The following is a 19,889-nucleotide window of genomic DNA, read 5'->3' on the forward strand; positions in this document are numbered from 1 at the left end:
GACACGGCTCCGCCGTGCGCGGAATCATTCTCGATGGGTACGGGGTTGCGGGACGATGGACCAGAACCTGATCGTTTGGCCGCGCTCAGCGGTGCGAGGAGGAGACACGTGGACGGCGACATCACCCAGAGCCAGGAGTGGGCGGCGCTGGGCAAGCACCAGGAGGAGCTGGCCGGCAGGCACCTGCGCGAGCTGTTCGCGGAGGATCCCGGCCGGGCCGAGCGCATGACGGTGACCGCCGGCGACCTCTACCTCGACTACGCCAAGCACCGCGCCACCGGGCGGACCGTCGAGCTGCTGACGGCCCTGGCCGAGCGGGCGGGCCTGCGCGACCGGATCGAGGCCATGTTCGGCGGCGAGCACATCAACGTCAGCGAGGACCGCGCCGTGCTGCACGTCGCGCTGCGGATGCCGCGCGAGGCCGAGCTCGTGGTCGACGGCCAGGACGTCCCGGCCGACGTGCACGCCGTGCTCGACAGGATGAGCGCCTTCGCCGACCGGGTGCGGGGCAAGGAGTGGAAGGGCGCCACGGGCAAGCCCATCGAGACCGTCGTCAACATCGGCATCGGCGGCTCCGACCTCGGCCCCGCGATGGCCTACGAGGCGCTGCGCGACTACGCCGACGCCGGCGTGGCCGCCCGCTTCGTCTCCAACATCGACCCCGCCGACATCGTCGGCAACCTGCGCGACCTCGACCCCGAGACCACGCTGTTCGTGGTCAGCTCCAAGACCTTCACCACGCTGGAGACCCTCACCAACGCCCGCGTCGCGCGCGGCTGGCTGGTCGGCGCGCTCGGCGACGACGCGGTGGCCAAGCACTTCGTCGCCGTCTCCACCAACGCCGCCAAGGTGGCCGAGTTCGGCATCGACACCGCCAACATGTTCGGCTTCTGGGACTGGGTGGGCGGCCGCTACTCCTACGACGGCGCCATCGGGCTGTCGCTCATGATCGCGATCGGGCCGGAGCGCTTCCGCGAGATGCTCGCCGGGTTCCGCACCATGGACGAGCACTTCCGCACCGCGCCCTTCGACCGGAACATGCCGGTGATCATGGGCATGCTCGGCATCTGGTACACCGACTTCTTCGACGCCGAGACCCGCGCCGTCCTGCCCTACAGCCAGCGCCTGCACCGCTTCCCCGCCTACCTCCAGCAGCTCACCATGGAGTCCAACGGCAAGTCGGTGCGGGCCGACGGCACCCCGGTCACCGCGCAGACCGGCGAGATCTTCTGGGGCGAGCCGGGCACCAACGGCCAGCACGCCTTCTACCAGCTCCTCCACCAGGGCACCAGGCTCGTGCCCGCCGACTTCATCGGCTTCGCCGAGCCCTACGAGGACCGCGAGGGCATGCACGACCAGCTCACCGCCAACCTGCTGGCGCAGACCTCGGCGCTGGCGTTCGGCAAGACGGCCGAGGAGATCGCGGCCGAGGGCACCGCGGCCGAGATCGTCCCGCACAAGGTCATGCCGGGCAACCGGCCGACCTCCACGATCCTCGCGCCGAAGCTCACCCCGTCCACGCTGGGGCAGCTCGTCGCCCTCTACGAGCACGTCGTGTTCGTCGAGGGCACCGTCTGGGGCATCGACTCCTTCGACCAGTGGGGCGTCGAGCTGGGCAAGAAGATGGCCTCCGACCTCGCCCCCGCCCTCACCTCCGAGGAGCCGCCGACCAGCTTCCCCGACCCCTCGACCGAGCGCCTGGTCCGCCGCTACCGCGAGCTGCGCGGCCGGCGCGCGTAGTCGCCCGGCGGCTTCTGGGCGAGGATGTCCCCATGGACATCATGGAGTTGGTCGAACGGTCCAAGGACGCCGCCACCGTCCGGCGCGTCTTCGGCGAGCCGATCCAGCACGGCGACGTCGTCGTCATCCCCGTCGCCCGGGTCGTCCAGGGCGGCGGGGCCGGCCAGGGGCAGGGCAGGAAGGACAAGGAGGAGGGCGGCGGGAGCGGCCTCGGCTTCGGCCACGGCGCCACGCCCGCCGGGGTCTACGTCGTCAAGAACGGCGAGGTGAAGTGGCATCCCGCCGTGGACGTCAACCGGATCGTCCTCGGCGGCCAGTTCGTCGCCGTCGTGCTGCTGCTGACCGTGCGCGCCATACTCAAACCCCTCCTCCGCCGCCGCCGTCGGCACTGACCCCGGCGTGGGGCCTGAGAGGTGCGGGCTCAGGTCCCTGAGGGGCGCGGGCTCAGGTCAGGGTGACGCCGAGGAGGTGGCCGAGACCGAAGGTGACGGTGGCCGCGCCGACGCCGAGCGCGAGCTGCCGCAGGCCGCCCACCCACCACGGCCGCGCCGTCATCGCCGCCACCGCCGAGCCGAACCCGAACAGCCCGAGCACGCTCAGCACCACGGCCAGCGTCAGCCCCGAGGCCCCGAACAGGAACGGCGCCAGCGGCACCAGCGCCCCCAGGGAGAAGGCGAGGAACGACGAGGCCGCCGCCAGGTACGGCGAGGGCAGGTCGTCGGGGTCCACCCCCAGCTCCTCGCGCACGTGCACGCGCAGCGCCTGCTCGGGGTCGGCCGACAGGCCGTCGGCCACCCGGCGGGCGAGGTCCGGGTCGAGGCCGCGCGACTCGTACAGCGCGGCCAGCTCGGCGCGCTCACCCTCGGGGTTGCGGGCCAGCTCACGCCGCTCGACGGCGATCTCGGCCCGCATCAGCTCGGTCTGCGACTTCACGGAGGTGTACTCCCCGGCCGCCATGGAGAACGCCCCGGCGGCCAGCCCGGCGAACCCGGCCAGCACCGCGGCCTTCCCGCCGCTGCCCGCCGCGCCCACCACGCCGGCGATCAGCGCGAAGTTGGACACCAGCCCGTCCATCGCCCCGAACACCGCCGGACGCAGCCAGCCACCGGTCACGTCGCGGTGCGTGTGGTGCTGCTCGGGGGAGCGCGGCTCGGCGAGCTCGATGGTCATGGAAATCCTCCACTTACGGATGCTCTTGTCCAAGAATTTAGGGTTCTGCGACAAGATCCGCAACGAAGGAAAGGCTAGCCTGACCTGCGAAAAAACCGCTCCGCCAGGTGTTCGTCACGCCACGTGACCGTCCGGATGCGTGAAGATCCCCGCGGTACGGGACCGCGGGGACGGTGATCGAAGGGCTCGGCAGGCGATCAGGCTCGGCAACCGATCAGCCCGGCGACCGATCGGCCCCGGCCATCCATCGGGCCCCACGACCGATGGGCCCTGGCTGCCCATCGGGCCCGGCAACCGATCGGCCCCGGCTACACATCGGGCCGGGCGGCCGATCGGCCCCGGTGGCCGATCGGCCCTGGCAGGGCGGTCGGGGCCGGTGGCCGATCAGGCGTGAACCGCCGCCTGCGGAGCGGCCTCGGCCTCCGCGGGCCTGTCGGCCGGGGCCTCGTGGGCCGGGGCGGTGCCGTGCATCATGGCCGCGCAGTCCGCGATCGTCTCCTCCAGCAGCCGCCGCAGCAGCGCGTCCGGGTCGGTGACGCACGCCTGCACGATCCCCACGACCGCGAGCTGGACCGCGTTCGGGGCGGCGTACCTGCGGAAGCCCTTCTCGGTGATCTTGGCGGCCCGGCTGAAGCGCCTGGCCTGCTCGCTCGCGTGCGGGACCTCGTCCAGCGCCCGCCGGCTCGCCTCGCTCAGCCGGCCGGGCGGCGCGCCGTCCAGCCTGGCGAGCATCTCCTCGGCCGCCAGCACCGACACCGCCAGCGCGAGCTGGCGCTCGGCCGCGGCCACCGGCAGCGCCGTCGTGGCGCAGCGCAGCGCGATCCGCGCGTCCACGCGCAGGTCGTCACTGGTCAGCCCGATGATCGACGGGACGAGGGGGACCAGCGCGGCCCGGTTCTCGTCGTTGACGTTGTCGTTGACCAGACGGGCGAGTGCGGCCAGCAACGGGTGCGTGCAGGCCGGATGGTCGCTCCAGCGTTCCCCGGCAAGGTAGGAGGCCAGTTCCATGAAGCAGGCACCGCGTTTCGGGTTGCGATGTCTGCCGCGGGACAGGACCGGCATGTGCTCAAGGTGTTTGTCCACGGGTGCTCCACTGCTCCACGCGATCGCCGTCTTTCCAGTCTGCGCCGTGAGTCCCGGCATTTCCAGCGATCTGTATAGGACGTGATGCCTTTCGTCCGTTCATGCGCCCGCTGCCCGGAGCCGGAACGGCGAAACGTTCTCAGGGGGTGACGAAGACGGCCACCGTACGTCCCGGCACGGTGAGCGTCCCGCTCGCCCGGTCGAACGCCGACCCGCGGACCACCGGATCCGCCGAGGCCGCCAGCACCGGATGCAGCGCGGGCTCCTGCCCGGCCGGCGCCGTCACCGGCAGCGCCAGCTCGTACGGGGTCGCGTTGAGCACCGCCGTCACCGCGCTCCAGCGCGGATCGATCCCGGCCGTGTCCACGTGCATGACGATGACGCCGTCCGGCGCGGCGGGGAACGACAGCCGCCGCCGCACCTCCTCGCCCGACCCGAGCGCGAACGCCGGCGTCGAGGAGCGGATCCGCAGCAGCTCACCGAACCGGGCGCGGGCCGCGCCGATCGCCTCGCAGCCCGGCCGCAGCGCCGGATCGGCCAGCAGCGGCCGCGCGTACGGCCAGCGCACCTCGTTGTCGGCCCGCGGCGGCAGGCCGCCGCCGAACCCGTTGCCCAGCGAGCAGTCCCACAGCAGCCGGTTGAACCAGTCGCCGGAGTCGTAGGAGTTGCGGTCGAAGGACTTCGAGCGCAGCCGCTCGCTGCCCGCGTGCACGAACGCCGCCCCCTGCGACAGCAGCGGCACGGCCAGCGACAGCACCTGCATGCGCACCCGGTCCGCCATGGGGGTCCCCGGCGCCAGCTTGTACGCCAGCGCGTCGTACAGCGTCTCGTTGTCGTGCGCGTCCACGTAGACCACGCTCTCGCCGGGGTCGCGGGCGTACCCGGCGGGGGCGCCGTTGTGGCGGATCTCCCCGCCCGTGCGGCCGCACGGCAGCACGTAGTCGCGCAGGCTGCCCGTCAGGCCGATTCTGATGAGGTCGGTGCAGTGGGCGAGCCGCGCCCGCTGCTGCTCCTGGTCGCCGTTGGCGGGGCTGCCGTTGGGCGCGCCGGCCAGCCCGGAGCCGAAGCCCTGCGCCCGCGGGTCGGCGTCGAACGGCCCGCCGCCCCGCACCGCGTCCCGTGGGGCGTCGGCGAACGTGGCGACGCCGGTGCCGGCCATGCCCTCCTTCGTGGCCTGCGCGAAACGGGCGCCGTCGGCGATCTCGCCGAAGTTCCAGCCCTCGCCGTACAGGATGATCGAGCGGCCGTCCACGCCGTCGGCCTCGGGGGTGAGCGCGTCGAGCGCGCGGCGTACGGCCAGGATGTTGTCCTTCGGATGGTGGCCCATGAGATCGAACCGGAACCCGTCGATCTTGTACTGCCTGGCCCAGGTGACGATCGAGTCCACCACGAGCCGGCCCATCATCCGGTGCTCGGGGGCGGTGTTGGCGCAGCAGGTCGAGGTGGCCACCGAGCCGTCGGCCAGCAGACGGTGGTAGTAGCCGGGCACGATCGGGCCGAGCACCGACTCCGTGTGGGTGTGGTTGTAGACCACGTCCATGACCACGCGCAGCCCGGCCCGGTTGAGCGCGGCGACCATGGCGCGGAACTGGCGGATCCGGTCGTCGGGGTCGGTCGCGTACGAGCCCTCCGGCACCGTGTAGTGCAGCGGGTCGTAGCCCCAGTTGAAGGAGTCGGTGGCCGCGGTGCGGGCCACGCACTCCTGCTGCCGTTCGGAGTCGGGCGGCAGGGCCGCCAGGTCGCAGTCCGGCTCGACGCGGTCCTCACGGCGCTCGGGCACCGTGGCCAGGTCGAAGACCGGCAGCAGGTGCACGTGGGTCACGCCGTCGGCGGCGAGGGCCCGCAGCTCGCGCGTCCCGTCCGAGTCGCGGGTGAAGGCCGCGTACGTGCCGCGCAGCTCCTCGGGGACGGTGGCGTCGGAGGCGGAGAAGTCGCGCACGTGCAGCTCGTAGATCACGGCCCGGTGCGTCGGCACGGGGGCGGGCTTGGCCAGCGCGTCCCAGCCGGGCGGCTTGCAGGCGGCCGCGTCGAGCCGGACGAGACGGCTCCGCACGCCGTCCGGGGCCGTGGCCAGGCTGTACGGGTCCGTGACCTCGCGGGTCACCATCCGGCCGGCGGCGGGGGAGTAGACGGTGACGAGGAAGGTGTAGTCGCGGCCCATCCACGAGGGCCGGCCGTGCGCGGACCAGACGCCGGTCGCGTCGTCGCGGCGCATGCGGTGGACGGTGCGCCTGCCGCCCTTGCCGTACAGGGCCAGCTCGACCTTCCTGGCGGTGGGCGCCCACAGGGCGAGGCGCGGACGCAGACGGCCGGAGGGGCCGAGCGGGGCGGTGGCGGCTGCGGCGTACAGGTCGTCGATGACGCCGGGAAGCTGCACGCCCGTCGCCGCGACCAGCCTGCCCTCCTCGTCCCTGGCCACCGCCGCCACCTGCCCGCGCAGGGCCTCGGGGGCGAGGGCGGCGTCGCGCGGGTCCACCTTGAGCGCGGTGTACCCGGCCAGATGCGGCCACGCGCGACGCTGCTCGTCGGTCAACTCGCCCGCCGAGAGCCGCAGAACCCCCGCCTCGCCTGCATGGTCGCGCAGGTTGTCGAAGGCGAGGGCGGCGCCGGGGCTGAACACCAGGGCGTGGCGCAGCGAACCGGGCACCTCCCAGAGGACGGTCTCCCGGTCGATCCAGTGCGCCAGACAGTGCCGCAGATCGACATCGGGCGCCGGCGGCCGCGGCAGGACATGCCCCACCACCCCCGCCACCCGCCACACCTCATGCCCGACGAGCCCCGTCTCCACGGTCCACCACCCAGCGGCCCCGTCGCCGCCGGCGGCTTCATGGGAAGAGGAATGGCTGCCACCCGTCCCATGTCTGCCGCTTTGCGCGGTCTCACCCGAAGGGGGGCAGTCGCGGTCCGGCCCATGCCCGCCGCCTTGCACAACCTCGCCCGAAGAAGGAGGCACGGTGTAGCGGAGGGTCCGGGTGTCGGGCGGGAGCGGGACGTGAAAGATCGCGCCGAAGGAGTCCCAGCCCGAAGGGCGTACGGGGTCGCCGTCCGCGGGCCTCACCGTCAGCCCGTCATGCTGGTCGTCCGGCGCGCGGTAGTGGAGCACCACCACGCCGTCCGCGGCGGCCCGGGTCGGGTGGAGGAGGGGGGAGCCCGCGTCCACGTACGCCTCCGGCTGCTCGGCCGGGACGATCCGCAGGTCGGGACCGGGATCCTTGACCGGGCCCGCGTGGACCACGAAGTGCAGGGCGGCGGCCGGGTCCCGCAGCGGCACCCGCCACCACGCCCCGAAGGAGTCCACGCCGTCCGGGAGACGGGGCCGCGCCCAGTCGGTGAGCGCGGCTTCGGCGACCGCCTCGCCCCACAGGTGCAGGCCCCAGCCGTCGTACGCGCCGTCCGGCCGCCGGTAGTGGATCACGGCGTGCCCGTCGGCGGCGGCCCGCGAGCCGAACACCTCGTCCCGGCCCTCGTCCAGCCAGATCTCGGGATTCCACGCGGGATCGACGAGGTGCCCGCCGCCGTCGGCGGTGTCGCCGCGGTGGGGGAGCACGCCGACGCGGCGGGCGCCCGGCCGCAGCGGGATCCAGGCGAAGCGCCCGTAGGCGTCCTCGCCCGCCAGCGGGACCGGCGCGTCCCACGCGACCGGCTCCGCCACGTCGCCCCACACGTGCAGCCCCCAGCCGTCGGGGTCGGCGCGTCGGTAGTGCACCACCAGCAGGTCCTTCATCTCTGTCTTGCTTACGCGATTTCCACCCGGCCGGCCAGGCTCTCCACGCCGCCACCCCTGCAAATCTTTCGGGAAATTTCAGAAATGCGGGGCCCTGCCGATGTAACAACTTGCAGAATCCTGACGAACGCCCCTACCCGAGCGCCTCACGTCGGCGTACCCTCCGGCTGACTCCACCTCCGATCGACCTGTGAGGAGAAGGACATGCGACGACTCTTACCTGCCGGAACCGTCCTTGCGAGCCTGACGCTGGCGGTCGCCGCGTGCGGCGGAGGCGGGGGAGGGGGCGAGCCGGCCGCACCCGCAGCCTCCGTGGCCGACCCCGCGAAGATCACCGGCGAGGTGACCTGGTGGGACACGACCCGGCCCGACAGCGAGGGTCCCACGTTCCAGGCCCTCATCAAGGAGTTCGAGGCCGCCTATCCCGGCATCAAGGTCAAATATGTGAACGTGCCGTCGGACCAGGCGCAGAACCAGTTCCAGACCGCCGCCCAGGCGGGCAGTGGAGCGCCCGACGTGATCCGCTCCGAGGTGGCCTGGACCTCGCAGTTCGCCTCGCTCGGCTACCTGCAGCCGCTGGACGGCAGCCGGGCGGTGGACCAGCCCGGCGACTTCCTGCCCGGCCCGTCGAGCAGCACCAAGTACAACGGCAAGACCTACGCCGTCCCCCAGGTGACCGACACCCTCGCGCTCATCTACAACAAGCGGCTGCTCAAGGAGGCCGGCCACGAGGAGCCGCCGAAGACCGTCGCCGAGCTGAAGCAGACCGCGCTCGACGTCAAGGCCAAGACGGGCGCGCAGGGGCTCGCGCTCAACGTCGACTCCTACTTCCTGCTCCCCTTCATGTACGGCGAGGGCGGCGACCTGCTCGACGTCCAGAACAAGAAGATCGTCATCGACTCCCCGGCGAACGTGCGGGCCATGCAGACCGTCGCCGACCTCATCAGCTCCGGCGCGGCCGCGAAGCCCGCGACCACGGAGAGCTACGCCAACGCCATGACCGCTCTGAAAGAGGGCAAGGCCGCGATGATCTACAACGGCCCGTGGGCGCTGTCGGAGATCTACCAGGGCAAGGAGTTCCAGGACAAGGCGAACCTCGGCATCGCCCCCGTGCCGGCCGGCTCGGTCAAGGCCGGGGCCCCCACGGGCGGCTGGAACCTGGCGATCTACGCGGGTTCGAAGAACATCCCGGCGGCCTACGAGTTCGTCCGCTTCATGACGACGGCGAAGGCCCAGGCGAAGATCGCCAAGGAGATCAGCCTGCTGCCGACCCGCGCCTCCGCCTACGCCGACCCGGACGTCCAGGGCAACCAGGACGTGGCCGTGTTCAAGCCGATCATGGACACCGCGGTCGCGCGGCCGTGGATCCCGGAGGGCGGCCAGCTCTTCCAGCCGCTGCTGGAGGGCTACCAGGACCTCGTCGGCGGCAAGTCGGCCCCCGCGGACATGCTCAAGAAGGTGAGCGAGCAGTACCACGGGATCATGAAGGACTGGAGCTGACCGGTGGCCGTCTCCACCAGGAACGCGACGGCCGCGGGCGCCCGCGGCCGCCGCCGTGCCGGGCCCGGCCCGCTGCGGCGCTCCTTCGGGACCCACTGGTACGCCTGGGCGATGGTCGCGCCGGTGCTGGCCGTGATGCTGGTGCTGATCGGCTGGCCGCTCGCGCGCGGGGTGTACCTGTCGCTGACCGACGCCACCGAGGCCAACATCGGCCGCACCATCGGCGTCAACGTCATCCCGTCCACGTACGAGTTCGTCGGCCTGGACAACTACCTGCGCATCCTCACCAGCGACCTGTTCTGGGACAAGCTCCTCTGGACGGTGATCTGGACGGTCGCCTGCGTCGCCCTGCACTACGGCGTCGGCCTGGCCCTCGCCGTCATGCTCAACAGGAAGCTGCGCTTCCGGTCGGTCTACCGGGTGCTGCTGATCCTGCCGTGGGCGGTGCCGGCGTTCGTGGCCGCCTTCGTCTGGCGCTACCTCTACAACAGCGACTACGGCGTGATCAACGGCATGCTGAAGCTGGCCGGGCTCGGCCCGGTCGGCTGGCTCGACGACCCGCTCACGGCGAAGGTCGCGGTGATCGCCGTCAACGTGTGGATCGGCGTGCCGTTCATGATGGTGGCCCTGCTCGGCGGCCTGCAGTCGATCCCGGCCGAGCTGTACGAGGCCGCCGAGGTGGACGGCGCGGGGCCCTGGCAGCGTTTCCGCGCGATCACGCTGCCCGGCCTGCGCCAGGTGTCGTCCACGGTGATCCTGCTCGGCACCATCTGGACGTTCAACATGTTCCCCATCATCTTCCTCGTCACCCGGGGCGGACCCGGCAGCGAGACGGAGATCCTCGTCACCTACGCCTTCCGCGAGGCGTTCACCGGGATCCGCGACTACTCCGGCTCGGCCGCCTGGGGCGTGATCATCCTGCTCATGCTGGTCGTGCTCGCCGCCGGCTACAGAAGGACGCTGCGTTCGCAAGGAGATCCCTGGTGACCACGTACGGACCCGGGGGCCGGCCGCGCGGCGAGCGCGGCGCCCTCGCCTCGATCGGCCTGCACGCGGGCCTGCTGATCGCGGTGGCGATCAGCCTGTTCCCCGTCGTGTGGCTGGTGCTGACCTCGCTGAAGCCGCGCGACGGCTGGCTGTCGAGCGAGCTGCGCCTGTTCGACGACTCCTCGCTGGACAACTACGCCCGGGTGCTGACCGCGACCGAGTTCCCGCGCTGGCTGCTCAACAGCGTGCTGACCGCCGGACTCACCATGGTCGCCGGGGTCCTGCTGGCCGCCACCACCGGGTACGCCGTCAGCCGCTTCCGCTTCCCCGGCCACCGAGGCGTGATGTGGCTGCTGCTGGTCACCCAGATGTTCCCCGTCGCGATCCTCATCGTCCCGCTGTACAACCTGATGGCCGGGCTCGGCCTGCTCAACCAGATCCCGGGGCTGGTGATCGCGTACATGACGATCGCGGTGCCGTTCTGCGCCTGGATGATGAAGAGCTACTTCGACACCGTGCCGATCGAGATCGACCAGGCGGGGCTGGTGGACGGGCTGACGCCGTTCGGGGTGTTCCGGCGGGTGGTGCTGCCGCTGGCCAGGCCCGGCATCGCGGTGACCGCGTTCTACTGCTTCATGACCGCCTGGGGCGAGGTCGGCTACGCCACGGTGTTCATGTCGCAGGAGGACAAGCGCACGCTCGGCGTGGGCCTGCAGCAGTTCGTCGGCCAGCACTGGTCGGACTGGGGGCTGATGACCGCCTCGGCGGTGCTCATCGCCATCCCGGCCGGCGCGGTCTTCCTGCTGGTGCAGCGGCACCTCGTCACCGGCCTCACGGCCGGCGCCACGAAGTCGTAAACCCTCCTTGCATAACGTCATGGAATAGTCACTGTACGTGAAAGCACCAGTACAGGATGCTGGTGCCATGGACGGCTTCCTCGACGACACCTGCGGCGGCCTCACCGAGCTGCGCGTGCACGGCGTGCACGGCACGCCGCCGCAGACCACCCTGCACCACCCCCATCCCTGGCGGGTGGCCGGCGACGGCGTCACGGGCTTCTACCGGCGCTGGTGGCCCGAGGGCCGCCCGGCCGGCGGCGACGCCGACGTGCCGGGCGTGCGCCGCCGGGAGGCCTACGCCTGGGGCGGACTCACCTCCGGCGGCCGGGCGCTCGCCCTGTGGCTGCCGCTGCTGCCGTTCTCGCTGGTCAACCTGGCCTACTTCATGCTGCCCAGGCCGTCGCGCGGCAGGTGGCTGCGCCGCCTGGCCGAGGCCGGGCTGCGGCTGTTCGCGTTGCTGCTGACCGGCACGCTGGTCGGTGCGGTCACCCGGGCGAGCGTCGACCTGTTCGGCTGGCAGTGCACCGCGCCCGGCCGCGCCTGCACCCTCGGCGGCGCGCCCGCGTTCGCGCGCTGGCTGGCCGAGACGCAGGCGGGGGAGCCGTCGCGGCGGCTGGCCGTCGCCGCGCTCGCGCCGCTGCTGGTCGTCGCGCTGCTGTGGTGGCTCGGGCGGCGCACCTGGCAGCGCGACGAGCAGACCGTCGTCCCGCCCGGCGGCGGGCCGCACTCGCCGATCCCCCTGGCCCGGCCGCGCCTGTGGCACGGCGGCGCGCCGGTGTGGCGGCTGCGCGTGGTGCACGTCTCCTTCGCGGCCGGCTCGGTCGGGCTCGCGGTGGCCGGGCCGTTCGCCGCCACCCGGGCCGGGCTCGCGCTGACCGTCGCCAACGCCGCCGTCCAGGTCGCCGCCGCGGCGCTGGTCGTGCTGCCGTCGATCGCCCGCCGCCTCGACCCGCACACCGGCGCCACCGCGCCGGCCTGGCTCACCTGGTCGTGCCGGGGGCTGCGGGCGGCCGCCGCGCTGACGCTGGCCGCCACCGGCTGCGCGGCCCTCGCCGGGCTCGGGCCGGGCGCGGCCGGGCGGCAACTCCCCGGCCTCGGCGCCGGCACACTCCAGCAGGCCCTCGTCCTCGGACTCGGCCTGCTCCTGCTGGCCGCCGTCGCCGCACTCGCCATCCTGGACCGGCCACGCGGCCACGACCCCGTCGAGCGGCGCGCACTCGGTGAGCTCGCCGTCATGGACCAGCCGCGCGGCCACGACCCGAGCAAGGGCCGGGGGCTCGCCGTCAAGGACCGGCCGCGCGAGCACGACCTCGTCGAGCGGCGGGCGCTCGGTGGGCTGGGCGCCTGGGTCGCTCTCATGCTCGCCGCGGGCATGGCCAACGTCCTGGCGCTCGGCCTGCTGTTCTGGACCGCCGGCTATCTCGGCGAGCCCGGCGCGCCGGGCTCGCCCGCGCCGCCGGCGGTCATGCTCTTCCTCGACGACACGATCTGGTGGCGGGCCGCGCTGGTGCCGCTGCTCGCGCTCGCCGCGCTCGCCGTCGCCGCCGTCCTGTGGCGGGCCGGCCGCACCGAGCGCGACCGGCTGGCGAAGCGGCTGGCCCACTACTACGGCGAGCGCCACGCGCCGGCGGTGGCCGCCCTCTGGAGCTGCGCCGCGCTCACCGACCGCGCCGGGCTCGTGCTGGGCGTGCTGACCGGCGTCGGGGTGGCCGGGGTCACGGCGGCGACCGCGCTCGGCCAGTTCGGGCTGCTCGCGCCGGTGGGCGGCCTCGCCGGGGCGCTGTCGTCGGCCGGGAGCTGGGCGCTGGTCGCCGTCGGAGTGGGGCTGGTGCTCATCGGGCGGCGCGCCTACCGCGACGGCCGGCTGCGCAGGACGGTCGGCATCCTGTGGGACGTCTCGACCTTCTGGCCGCGCGCCGTCCACCCGCTCGGCCCGCCCTGCTACGCCGAGCGCGTCGTCCCCGAGTTGGTGGCGCGGGTGGGCCGGTTGGCCCGCACCGACCAGGACCAGGTGATCGTCTCCGGCCACAGCCAGGGCAGCGTCATCGCCGCCGCGGTGGTGCTGCAGCTCAAGCCCGAGCTGCGGCGGCGGGTCGCGCTGCTCACCCACGGCTCGCCGCTGCGCCGCCTGTACGCGGCCTTCTTCCCAGCCTGGTTCGGCGCCGAGGGGCTGGCGGCGGTCCGGGCCGCGGTGCCCTGGCACAACCTCTACCGGCTGAGCGACCCCATCGGCGGGCCGGTCTTCCGGCGGCTCGACCCGTTCGCCGCCGCCTCCCACGGCCCGGTGAGCGACGACCCGGTGGACCGCCACTGCTGGGACCCGCGCCGGCCGGCGCTCGGCGAGCCGCTGCCGGAGGCCCGCCGGCACTCCGACTACTGGCTCGAACCGTCCTACGACGCAGCCTTCGACCGGCTGGTCCGGATCAAGGCGCCCGCGTGAGCGTACCTCCCAAGATCTGAAATTTTCTTTTAGTTCACCCTTCGGTCTTGAAAGTTATATCCGCGAGCGATTGAGTTCGGTCGTGCAGACCCTCCGAATGCTGGCCGCCGCCGCGCTCGCGTTAAGCCCCCTGGCCTTGACCGCCGCGCCCGCGCAGGCCGACCCCGCCCCACCCGTGGAGGACGCCCTCCAGGCGTCGTCCTATCCGCCCCCGTCCACGCTGCTGTCCCGGGCCGCCGCCGAACAGCGGCGGCTGGAGACCGCCAAGCGCACCCGCCCGGTCGCGCCCGGCATCTCGCTCACCTCGTTCGACACCTACGACGAGCTCGGCTGGCTGCGCGCCGACGCCATCACCGCCGAACTCGGCGGCGGCACCGGCGGCAACCGGGCCGACTACGTCTTCTCCGGCGAGGTGACCAAGACCGAGCCGCTGTCCGGCCCGGCCGGCCGCAGCCACGCCGTCGCCGCCGTCAACGGCGACTTCTTCGACATCAACAACTCCGGCGCCGCCCAGGGCATCGGCGTCCAGAACGGCACGCTCGTCCAGTCGCCCGTCGCCGGGCACGAGAACGCGGTCGCCATCACCGGCGACGGCGTCGGCCGCGTGCTCAAGATGTACTTCGAGGGCACCGCGACCCCGGCCGGCGGCTCGCCGATCAAGCTCACCCAGTTCAACCAGCTCGTGCAGCGCGACGGGACCGGCCTGTTCACGCCGCTGTGGGGCTCCCACACGCGGGCCCGCGCCGTCGAGGGCGCCACCGCCGTCGCCGAGGCCGTCCTGGTGGACGGCGTCGTCACCGAGGTACGCAACGCCGCGGGCGACGGGCCCATCCCGGCCGGCACCACCGTCCTGCTCGGCCGCGACGCCGGGGCCGCCGCCGTGGCCGCGCTCAAGGCCGGCGACCGCGTGGACGTCACGTACCGGCCCAAGCCGGACGACGGCGGCGCGGTCCAGGCCGCCGTGGGCGGCAACTGGGTGCTGGTCAAGGACGGCGTCGTCCAGAACAGCACCGACCAGGCAGCCCACCCGCGCACCGCCGTCGGCTTCTCCGCCGACGGCCGTACGATGCACCTGCTCACCGTGGACGGCCGGCAGGCCGACAGCCGCGGGGTCACGCTCAACGAGCTGGCCGCCATGATGGCCGACCTCGGCGCCGCGAACGCGCTCAACCTCGACGGCGGCGGCTCCTCCACGATGCTCGCCCGCGAGCCGGGCTCGGCCGCCGTGCAGGTCGAGAACAGCCCCTCCGACGGCGGCGAGCGGCACGTGCCGAACGGCCTGGCCCTGTACGCGCCCGAGGGCAGCGGCAAGCTCAAGGGCTTCTGGCTGGAGACCGCGAGCGACCCGGCCAAGGCGCCCGGCGTCGGCCCCGTCGCGGGCGGCCGCCCCGACCGCGTCTTCCCCGGCCTCACCAGGAAACTCACCGCCGCCGGCTACGACGAGACCTACGGCCCCGCCGCCGGCACGCCGTCCTGGCGGGCCCAGCCCGCCGTGCACGGCGTCGTCCGCGACGGCAGGTTCCACGCCCTCGTGCCCGGCCAGACCACCGTCACCGCCTCGCGCGGCGCCGCCAAGGGCACCATCGAGCTGACCGTGCTCCAGCCGCTGGAGCGGCTCGGCGCCACCGCCGACCGGCTCGGCATCTCCGGCGCCGACGGCACCGCCACGTTCGGCGTCGTCGGCTACGACCGCAACGGCAACTCGGCCCCCGTCGAGCCCGCCGATCTCACCCTCGACTACGACCGCGCCCTGCTGGAGGTCACCCCGGCCGAGCACGGCTACTTCACCGTCAAGGCGAAGAAGACCACCGGCTCCGGGCTGATCACCGCCAAGGTCGGCAAGATCACCACCGCCGTGCCGGTGACCGTCGGGTTCGAGGAGAAGCCGGTCGCCGACTTCGAGGACGCGGCCACGTGGACGTTCGCCGCGGCCCGCGCCACCGGCTCGCTGTCGGCCGCCCCCGGGCGGAGCGGCAACGCGCTGAAGCTGTCCTACGACTTCACCACCTCCACCGCCACCCGCGCCGCCTACGCCGGCCCGCCGCAGCAGATCGTGGTGGACGGGCAGCCCCAGGCGTTCGGGCTGTGGATCCACTCCACCGGCAAGGGCGAGTGGCCGAGCCTGGAGTTCTACGACGCGCTCGGGCAGTCGCAGATCCTGCGCGGCCCGTACATGACGTGGACCGGCTGGCAGTACGTCGAGTTCGCCGTGCCCGCGGGCGTCAACTACCCGCTCAAGCTGCGGCGCTTCTACGTCGCCGAGACCAAGGCGGACGCCAAATACACCAACGAGATCCTCATCGACGGGCTCGTCGCCAAGGTGCCGCCGACCGTGACCGCGCCGGCCGCGCCCAAGGTCGCCGACCCCGTCGTCAAGGCGTCGGTGGCGGAGATGCCGTGGCGCTTCGCGGTCATGTCCGACGCGCAGTTCGTCGCCAGGGACCCCGACAGCGACATCGTGAAGAACGCCCGCCGCACGCTGCGCGAGATCAAGGCCGCCCGGCCGGACTTCCTCGTCATCAACGGCGACCTGGTGGACGAGGCGTCGCCGGAGGACTTCGCGCTGGCCAAGCGGGTGCTGGACGAGGAGCTGGGCGGCGCGCTGCCCTACTACTACGTCCCCGGCAACCACGAGGTCATGGGCGGCGCCATCGCCAACTTCACGAACGCGTTCGGGGCGACGTACCGGACGTTCGACCACAAGGGCACCCGGTTCATCACGTTGGACACCTCCAGGCTCACCCTGCGGGGCGGCGGCTACGACCAGGTCGCGGCGCTGCGCGCCGAGCTGGACAAGGCCGCGAAGGACGGCTCCGTGGGCTCGGTCGCGGTGCTGTTCCACGTGCCGCCGCGCGACCCCACGCCCGGCAAGGGCAGCCAGCTCGGCGACCGCAAGGAGGCCGCGCTGGTCGAGGGCTGGCTCGCCGACTTCCAGCGCGAGACCGGCAAGGGAGCCGCCTACATCGGGGCGCACGTGGGCACCTTCCACGCCTCGCACGTGGACGCGGTCCCGTACTTCATCAACGGCAACTCCGGCAAGAACCCCGCCACCGCGGCCGACGACGGCGGGTTCACCGGCTGGTCGCTGTGGGGCGTCGACCCGGTCACCCGGACCGAGGCCGAGCACGTGCGGCGCAACTGGTTCGTGGACGCGCCCGCCTGGATCGGCGCGCAGGTCCAGCCGCACGTGGACGAGCTCGTCCTCACCGCGCCAGGCAGCGTCGCGGTCGGCACGCCCGCGCAGGTGAGCGCCGTGGTCAAGCAGGGGACGCGGACCGTGCCCGCCGCCTACCCGGCGTCGGCGTCGTGGTCCGGCTCGCCGAACCTGCACGTCGGGGCGCGTGGCGCGGCCAAGCCGTGGCACGTCGCCGTCCTCGACCCGGCCACCGGGACGCTGACCGCGCTGCGCAAGGGGCAGGTCACGGTCGCCGTCACGGTCAACGGCGTCACCCGCCAGGCCACGGTGTCCCTCACCGCCAAGGCCGCCGCCTGACGCACCGCACCCTCCGCCGAGCCCCCGCCCGCCAGGCGGGGGCTCGGCCCACGGGGAAGCCGGCGACTGCCCGGAACGTCCGTGACGTTCTAGGCTCGCGTCGATGGAACTCGTGACTTTCGCCCCCGGTTCCGGGCTGCTCGCCCCCCGCGCGGCCCTCCGCTCCGACGCCCCCTCCCTCGACCTCGGCGGCACCTGGCGCTTCCGCCTGTCGCCCTCGGCCGACGCGCCCGAGGACTTCGCCGACCCCGGCTACGACGACTCCGGCTGGGCCGAGCTGCCGGTGCCGTCGCACTGGCCGCTCCACGGCCACGGCGCCCCCGCCTACACCAACGTCGTCTACCCGTTCCCCGTCGATCCGCCGTACGTGCCGGACGAGAACCCCACCGGTGACCACCGCCGCGTCTTCGACCTGCCCGAGGGCTGGAGCGGCGGCCGGCTGCGGTTCGAGGGGGCCGACTCCCTGGCCCGGGTCTGGCTCAACGGGCACGAGCTGGGCTTCTGGACCGGCAGCCGGCTGCCCGCCGAGTTCGACGCGGGCCCCTGGCTGCGTCCAGGACGCAACGTGCTGGCCGTGCGGGTGCACCAGTGGTCGGCCGCCAGCTACCTGGAGGACCAGGACATGTGGTGGCTGCCCGGCATCTTCCGCGACGTCACGCTCACCCGCTCGGCGGCCGACGTGTTCGTGCACGCCACGCACGACGGCCGGCTCAGCTTCGACGGGGCCGGCGGCCGGCTCGACCTGCCCGAGCTCGGCGTCGCCGGGCTGGAGCCCGGCGTCGAGGTCCGGGTCGCCGCCGAGCCGTGGACGGCCGAGACCCCGCGCCTGTACGACGCCACCGTCACCTTCCCCGAGGAGACCGTACGGCTGCGCGTCGGCTTCCGCACCGTCTCCATCGAGGACGGCGTGCTGCTCGCCAACGGCCGCCCGTTACTGCTCAAGGGCGTCAACCGGCACGAGTTCGACCCCCGGCGGGGCCGCGCCGTCACCCGCGAGACCATGCGCGAGGACGTGCTGCTGATGAAGCGGCACAACGTCAACGCCGTCCGCACCAGCCACTACCCGCCCCACCCCGCCTTCCTCGACCTGTGCGACGAGCTGGGCCTGTGGGTGATCGACGAGTGCGACCTGGAGACGCACGGCTTCGAACGGGTCGGCTGGCGCGGCAACCCCACCGACGACCCCCGCTACGAGGCCGCCCTGCTCGACCGCATGCGCCGCATGGTCGAACGGGACAAGAACCACCCCAGCGTCGTCATGTGGTCGCTCGGCAACGAGGCCGGCGTCGGCCGCAACCTCGGCGTCATGGCCGCCTGGACGCGCGAGCGCGACCCGTCCAGGCCCCTCCACTACGAGGGCGACCGCTCGTGCGCCCACACCGACGTCTACTCCCGCATGTACGCCTCCCACGCCGAGGTCGAGGCCATCGGCCGCGGCGAGGAGGACCCGCTCGAGGACCCCGCACTGGACGCGCGGCGGCGCGCGATGCCGTTCCTGCAGTGCGAGTACGCCCACGCCATGGGCAACGGGCCCGGCGGGCTGGCGGAGTACCAGGAGCTGTTCGAGCGCTACCCGAGGCTCGCGGGCGGGTTCGTGTGGGAGTGGATCGACCACGGGATCGCGCACCCCGCCCATGACTACGCCTACGGCGGCGACTTCGGCGAGCCCCTGCACGACGGCAACTTCGTCATCGACGGGCTCGTCTTCCCCGACCGTACGCCCTCGCCGGGGCTGCTCGACCTGAAGAAGGCGTTCGAGCCGGTCAGGATCACCTTCGCGGCGGAGGGCGGGGTGGCGCGGGTCGTCAACGGGCACGGCTTCCGCGACCTGTCCCATCTGCGGTTCACCGCCACCGTCGAGGTGGAGGGGGAGGTCGTCGCCGAGCACCCGCTGGAGGTGCCGCCGGAGGGCGGCGAGGTGCGGCTGCCCGGCGCGGCGGCGGGACCGGGGGAGCGGTGGCTGACCGTCCGCGCCCTGCTCGCCGCCGAGCAGCCCTGGGCCCCCGCGGGCCACGAGGTCGCCTGGTCCCAGACCCGCCTCCCCTCGGACCCGCCGGCGCCGGCCGGACGAACCGTCGCCACGCTCTCGGGCGCCAAGTTCGAGGATCGCAGCGGGCGGCTGACCCGGCTGTTCGGCGTGGAGGTGGAGGGGCCGCGGCTCGACCTGTGGCGGGCGCCCACCGACAACGACCGCTACAGCGGCCTCGAAGCCCGCTGGCGGGCCCTGGGCCTGCACCGCCTCACCCACCGCACGGACGCCGTCGAACGGGACGGCGGCACCCTGACCGTACGCACCCGCGTCGCCCCCGCCGCCGGCGACCTCGGGATGCGGGCGGACTACCGGTGGACCGCCACCGACGACGGCGCGCTGCTGCTGCGCGTGGACGTCGAGCCCGAGGGCGACTGGAGCGACCCGATCCCGCGCCTCGGCCTCACCATGACCCTGCCCGGCGCGGCCGTGGACCGGATCACCTGGTTCGGCCGCGGCCCAGGCGAGGCGTACCCCGACACCGGGCTCGCCGCCCGCGTCGGCCGCTGGAGCGCCACGATCGAGGAGCTGCAGACCCCGTACGTCCGCCCGCAGGAGAACGGCCACCGCGCCGACGTCCGCTGGGCCGACCTCGGCCCGTTCCACGTCTCCGGCGAGCCGGTCTTCGGGCTGACCGCCCGCCGCTGGAGCACCGCCGAGCTGGCCGCCGCCCGGCACCGCCCCGACCTGACGCCCGGCGACCGCGTCCACCTGCACCTGGACCTCGCCCACCAGGGCATCGGCACGGCCACCTGCGGCCCAGGACCGCTGCCGCGCTACGACCTGTACGCCCGCCCGGCGACGTTCACACTCCGCTTCACCCCGGCCTGAACCGGCCAAGGGGCCGGGCCCCGCCTTGAACGGCGGGACCCGGCCCCGGCACC

The 19,889-nt window shown here is 73.4% G+C and carries 11 protein-coding genes; 8 read left to right on the forward strand and 3 right to left on the reverse strand.

All coding sequences use genetic code 11. The annotated features are described in order from the left end of the window. Positions 1–108: 108 nt before the first annotated feature. On the forward strand, positions 109–1,740 hold the full coding sequence (gene pgi, locus ABD292_RS06580) for a glucose-6-phosphate isomerase (RefSeq protein WP_344206019.1): 1,632 nt from the start codon (positions 109–111) through the stop codon (positions 1,738–1,740). Between the two features lie 32 nt (positions 1,741–1,772). Beyond that, a complete protein-coding gene (locus tag ABD292_RS06585; RefSeq protein WP_344206021.1) occupies positions 1,773–2,132 on the forward strand; it encodes a spore germination protein GerW family protein in 360 nt (119 codons plus the stop codon). A 52-nt stretch (positions 2,133–2,184) separates the two neighbouring features. Here ABD292_RS06585 and ABD292_RS06590 read toward each other — a convergent pair whose 3' ends face one another. The 3 genes from ABD292_RS06590 to pulA all read right to left on the reverse strand — a co-directional run bounded on the left by ABD292_RS06590 (position 2,185) and on the right by pulA (position 7,717). Continuing rightward, positions 2,185–2,910: a VIT1/CCC1 transporter family protein gene (locus ABD292_RS06590; RefSeq protein WP_344206023.1), complete on the reverse strand. Its 726-nt coding sequence runs from the start codon at positions 2,908–2,910 to the stop codon at positions 2,185–2,187. Between the two features lie 384 nt (positions 2,911–3,294). Then, positions 3,295–3,993 (reverse strand): hypothetical protein, encoded by a 699-nt coding sequence (locus tag ABD292_RS06595; protein WP_344206024.1) that lies wholly within the window; start codon positions 3,991–3,993, stop codon positions 3,295–3,297. A gap of 139 nt (positions 3,994–4,132) precedes the next feature. Next, the gene (pulA, locus tag ABD292_RS06600) at positions 4,133–7,717 is read right to left on the reverse strand and encodes a pullulanase-type alpha-1,6-glucosidase (protein ID WP_344206025.1); all 3,585 of its coding nucleotides are present in this window, start codon (positions 7,715–7,717) and stop codon (positions 4,133–4,135) included. Positions 7,718–7,921: 204 nt separating this feature from the next. Between pulA and ABD292_RS06605 the strand changes: the two genes are divergently transcribed. The 6 genes from ABD292_RS06605 (at position 7,922) to ABD292_RS06630 (ending at position 19,836) form a co-directional block, all read left to right on the forward strand. Next, entirely contained in the window at positions 7,922–9,217 is a 1,296-nt protein-coding gene (locus tag ABD292_RS06605; protein WP_344206026.1) for an extracellular solute-binding protein, read from the forward strand. A gap of 3 nt (positions 9,218–9,220) precedes the next feature. Then, positions 9,221–10,204, forward strand: a complete 984-nt coding sequence (locus ABD292_RS06610; protein ID WP_344206027.1) for a carbohydrate ABC transporter permease — start codon at positions 9,221–9,223, stop codon at positions 10,202–10,204. Next, positions 10,201–11,061 carry a sugar ABC transporter permease gene (locus tag ABD292_RS06615; RefSeq protein ID WP_344206029.1) on the forward strand — a complete coding sequence of 287 codons (861 nt, stop codon included), beginning with the start codon at positions 10,201–10,203 and terminating at the stop codon, positions 11,059–11,061. The genes ABD292_RS06610 and ABD292_RS06615 overlap by 4 nt, the downstream gene beginning before the upstream one ends. Before the next feature lie 67 nt (positions 11,062–11,128). Then, positions 11,129–13,483, forward strand: a complete 2,355-nt coding sequence (locus tag ABD292_RS06620) for a hypothetical protein (RefSeq protein WP_344206031.1) — start codon at positions 11,129–11,131, stop codon at positions 13,481–13,483. Positions 13,484–13,565: 82 nt separating this feature from the next. Beyond that, positions 13,566–16,976 (forward strand): phosphodiester glycosidase family protein, encoded by a 3,411-nt coding sequence (locus ABD292_RS06625; protein ID WP_344206032.1) that lies wholly within the window; start codon positions 13,566–13,568, stop codon positions 16,974–16,976. 103 nt (positions 16,977–17,079) lie between these two features. Continuing rightward, positions 17,080–19,836 (forward strand): glycoside hydrolase family 2 TIM barrel-domain containing protein, encoded by a 2,757-nt coding sequence (locus tag ABD292_RS06630; RefSeq protein ID WP_344206033.1) that lies wholly within the window; start codon positions 17,080–17,082, stop codon positions 19,834–19,836. The last annotated feature ends 53 nt before the right edge of the window (positions 19,837–19,889 follow it).

Origin of the sequence: Nonomuraea bangladeshensis, from assembly GCF_039529455.1 — a bacterium.
Taxonomy (GTDB): Bacteria; Actinomycetota; Actinomycetes; order Streptosporangiales; family Streptosporangiaceae; genus Nonomuraea; species Nonomuraea bangladeshensis.

What these genes read in the sequence shown, in the direction of transcription:
- ABD292_RS06585 (WP_344206021.1), top strand. Translation starts at nt 1,773, where the DNA reads ATGGACATCATGGAGTTGGTCGAACGGTCCAAGGACGCCGCCACCGTC.
- ABD292_RS06590 (WP_344206023.1), bottom strand. Translation starts at nt 2,910, where the DNA reads ATGACCATCGAGCTCGCCGAGCCGCGCTCCCCCGAGCAGCACCACACG.
- pulA (WP_344206025.1), bottom strand. Translation starts at nt 7,717, where the DNA reads ATGAAGGACCTGCTGGTGGTGCACTACCGACGCGCCGACCCCGACGGC.
- ABD292_RS06605 (WP_344206026.1), top strand. Translation starts at nt 7,922, where the DNA reads ATGCGACGACTCTTACCTGCCGGAACCGTCCTTGCGAGCCTGACGCTG.
- ABD292_RS06620 (WP_344206031.1), top strand. Translation starts at nt 11,129, where the DNA reads ATGGACGGCTTCCTCGACGACACCTGCGGCGGCCTCACCGAGCTGCGC.
- ABD292_RS06630 (WP_344206033.1), top strand. Translation starts at nt 17,080, where the DNA reads ATGGAACTCGTGACTTTCGCCCCCGGTTCCGGGCTGCTCGCCCCCCGC.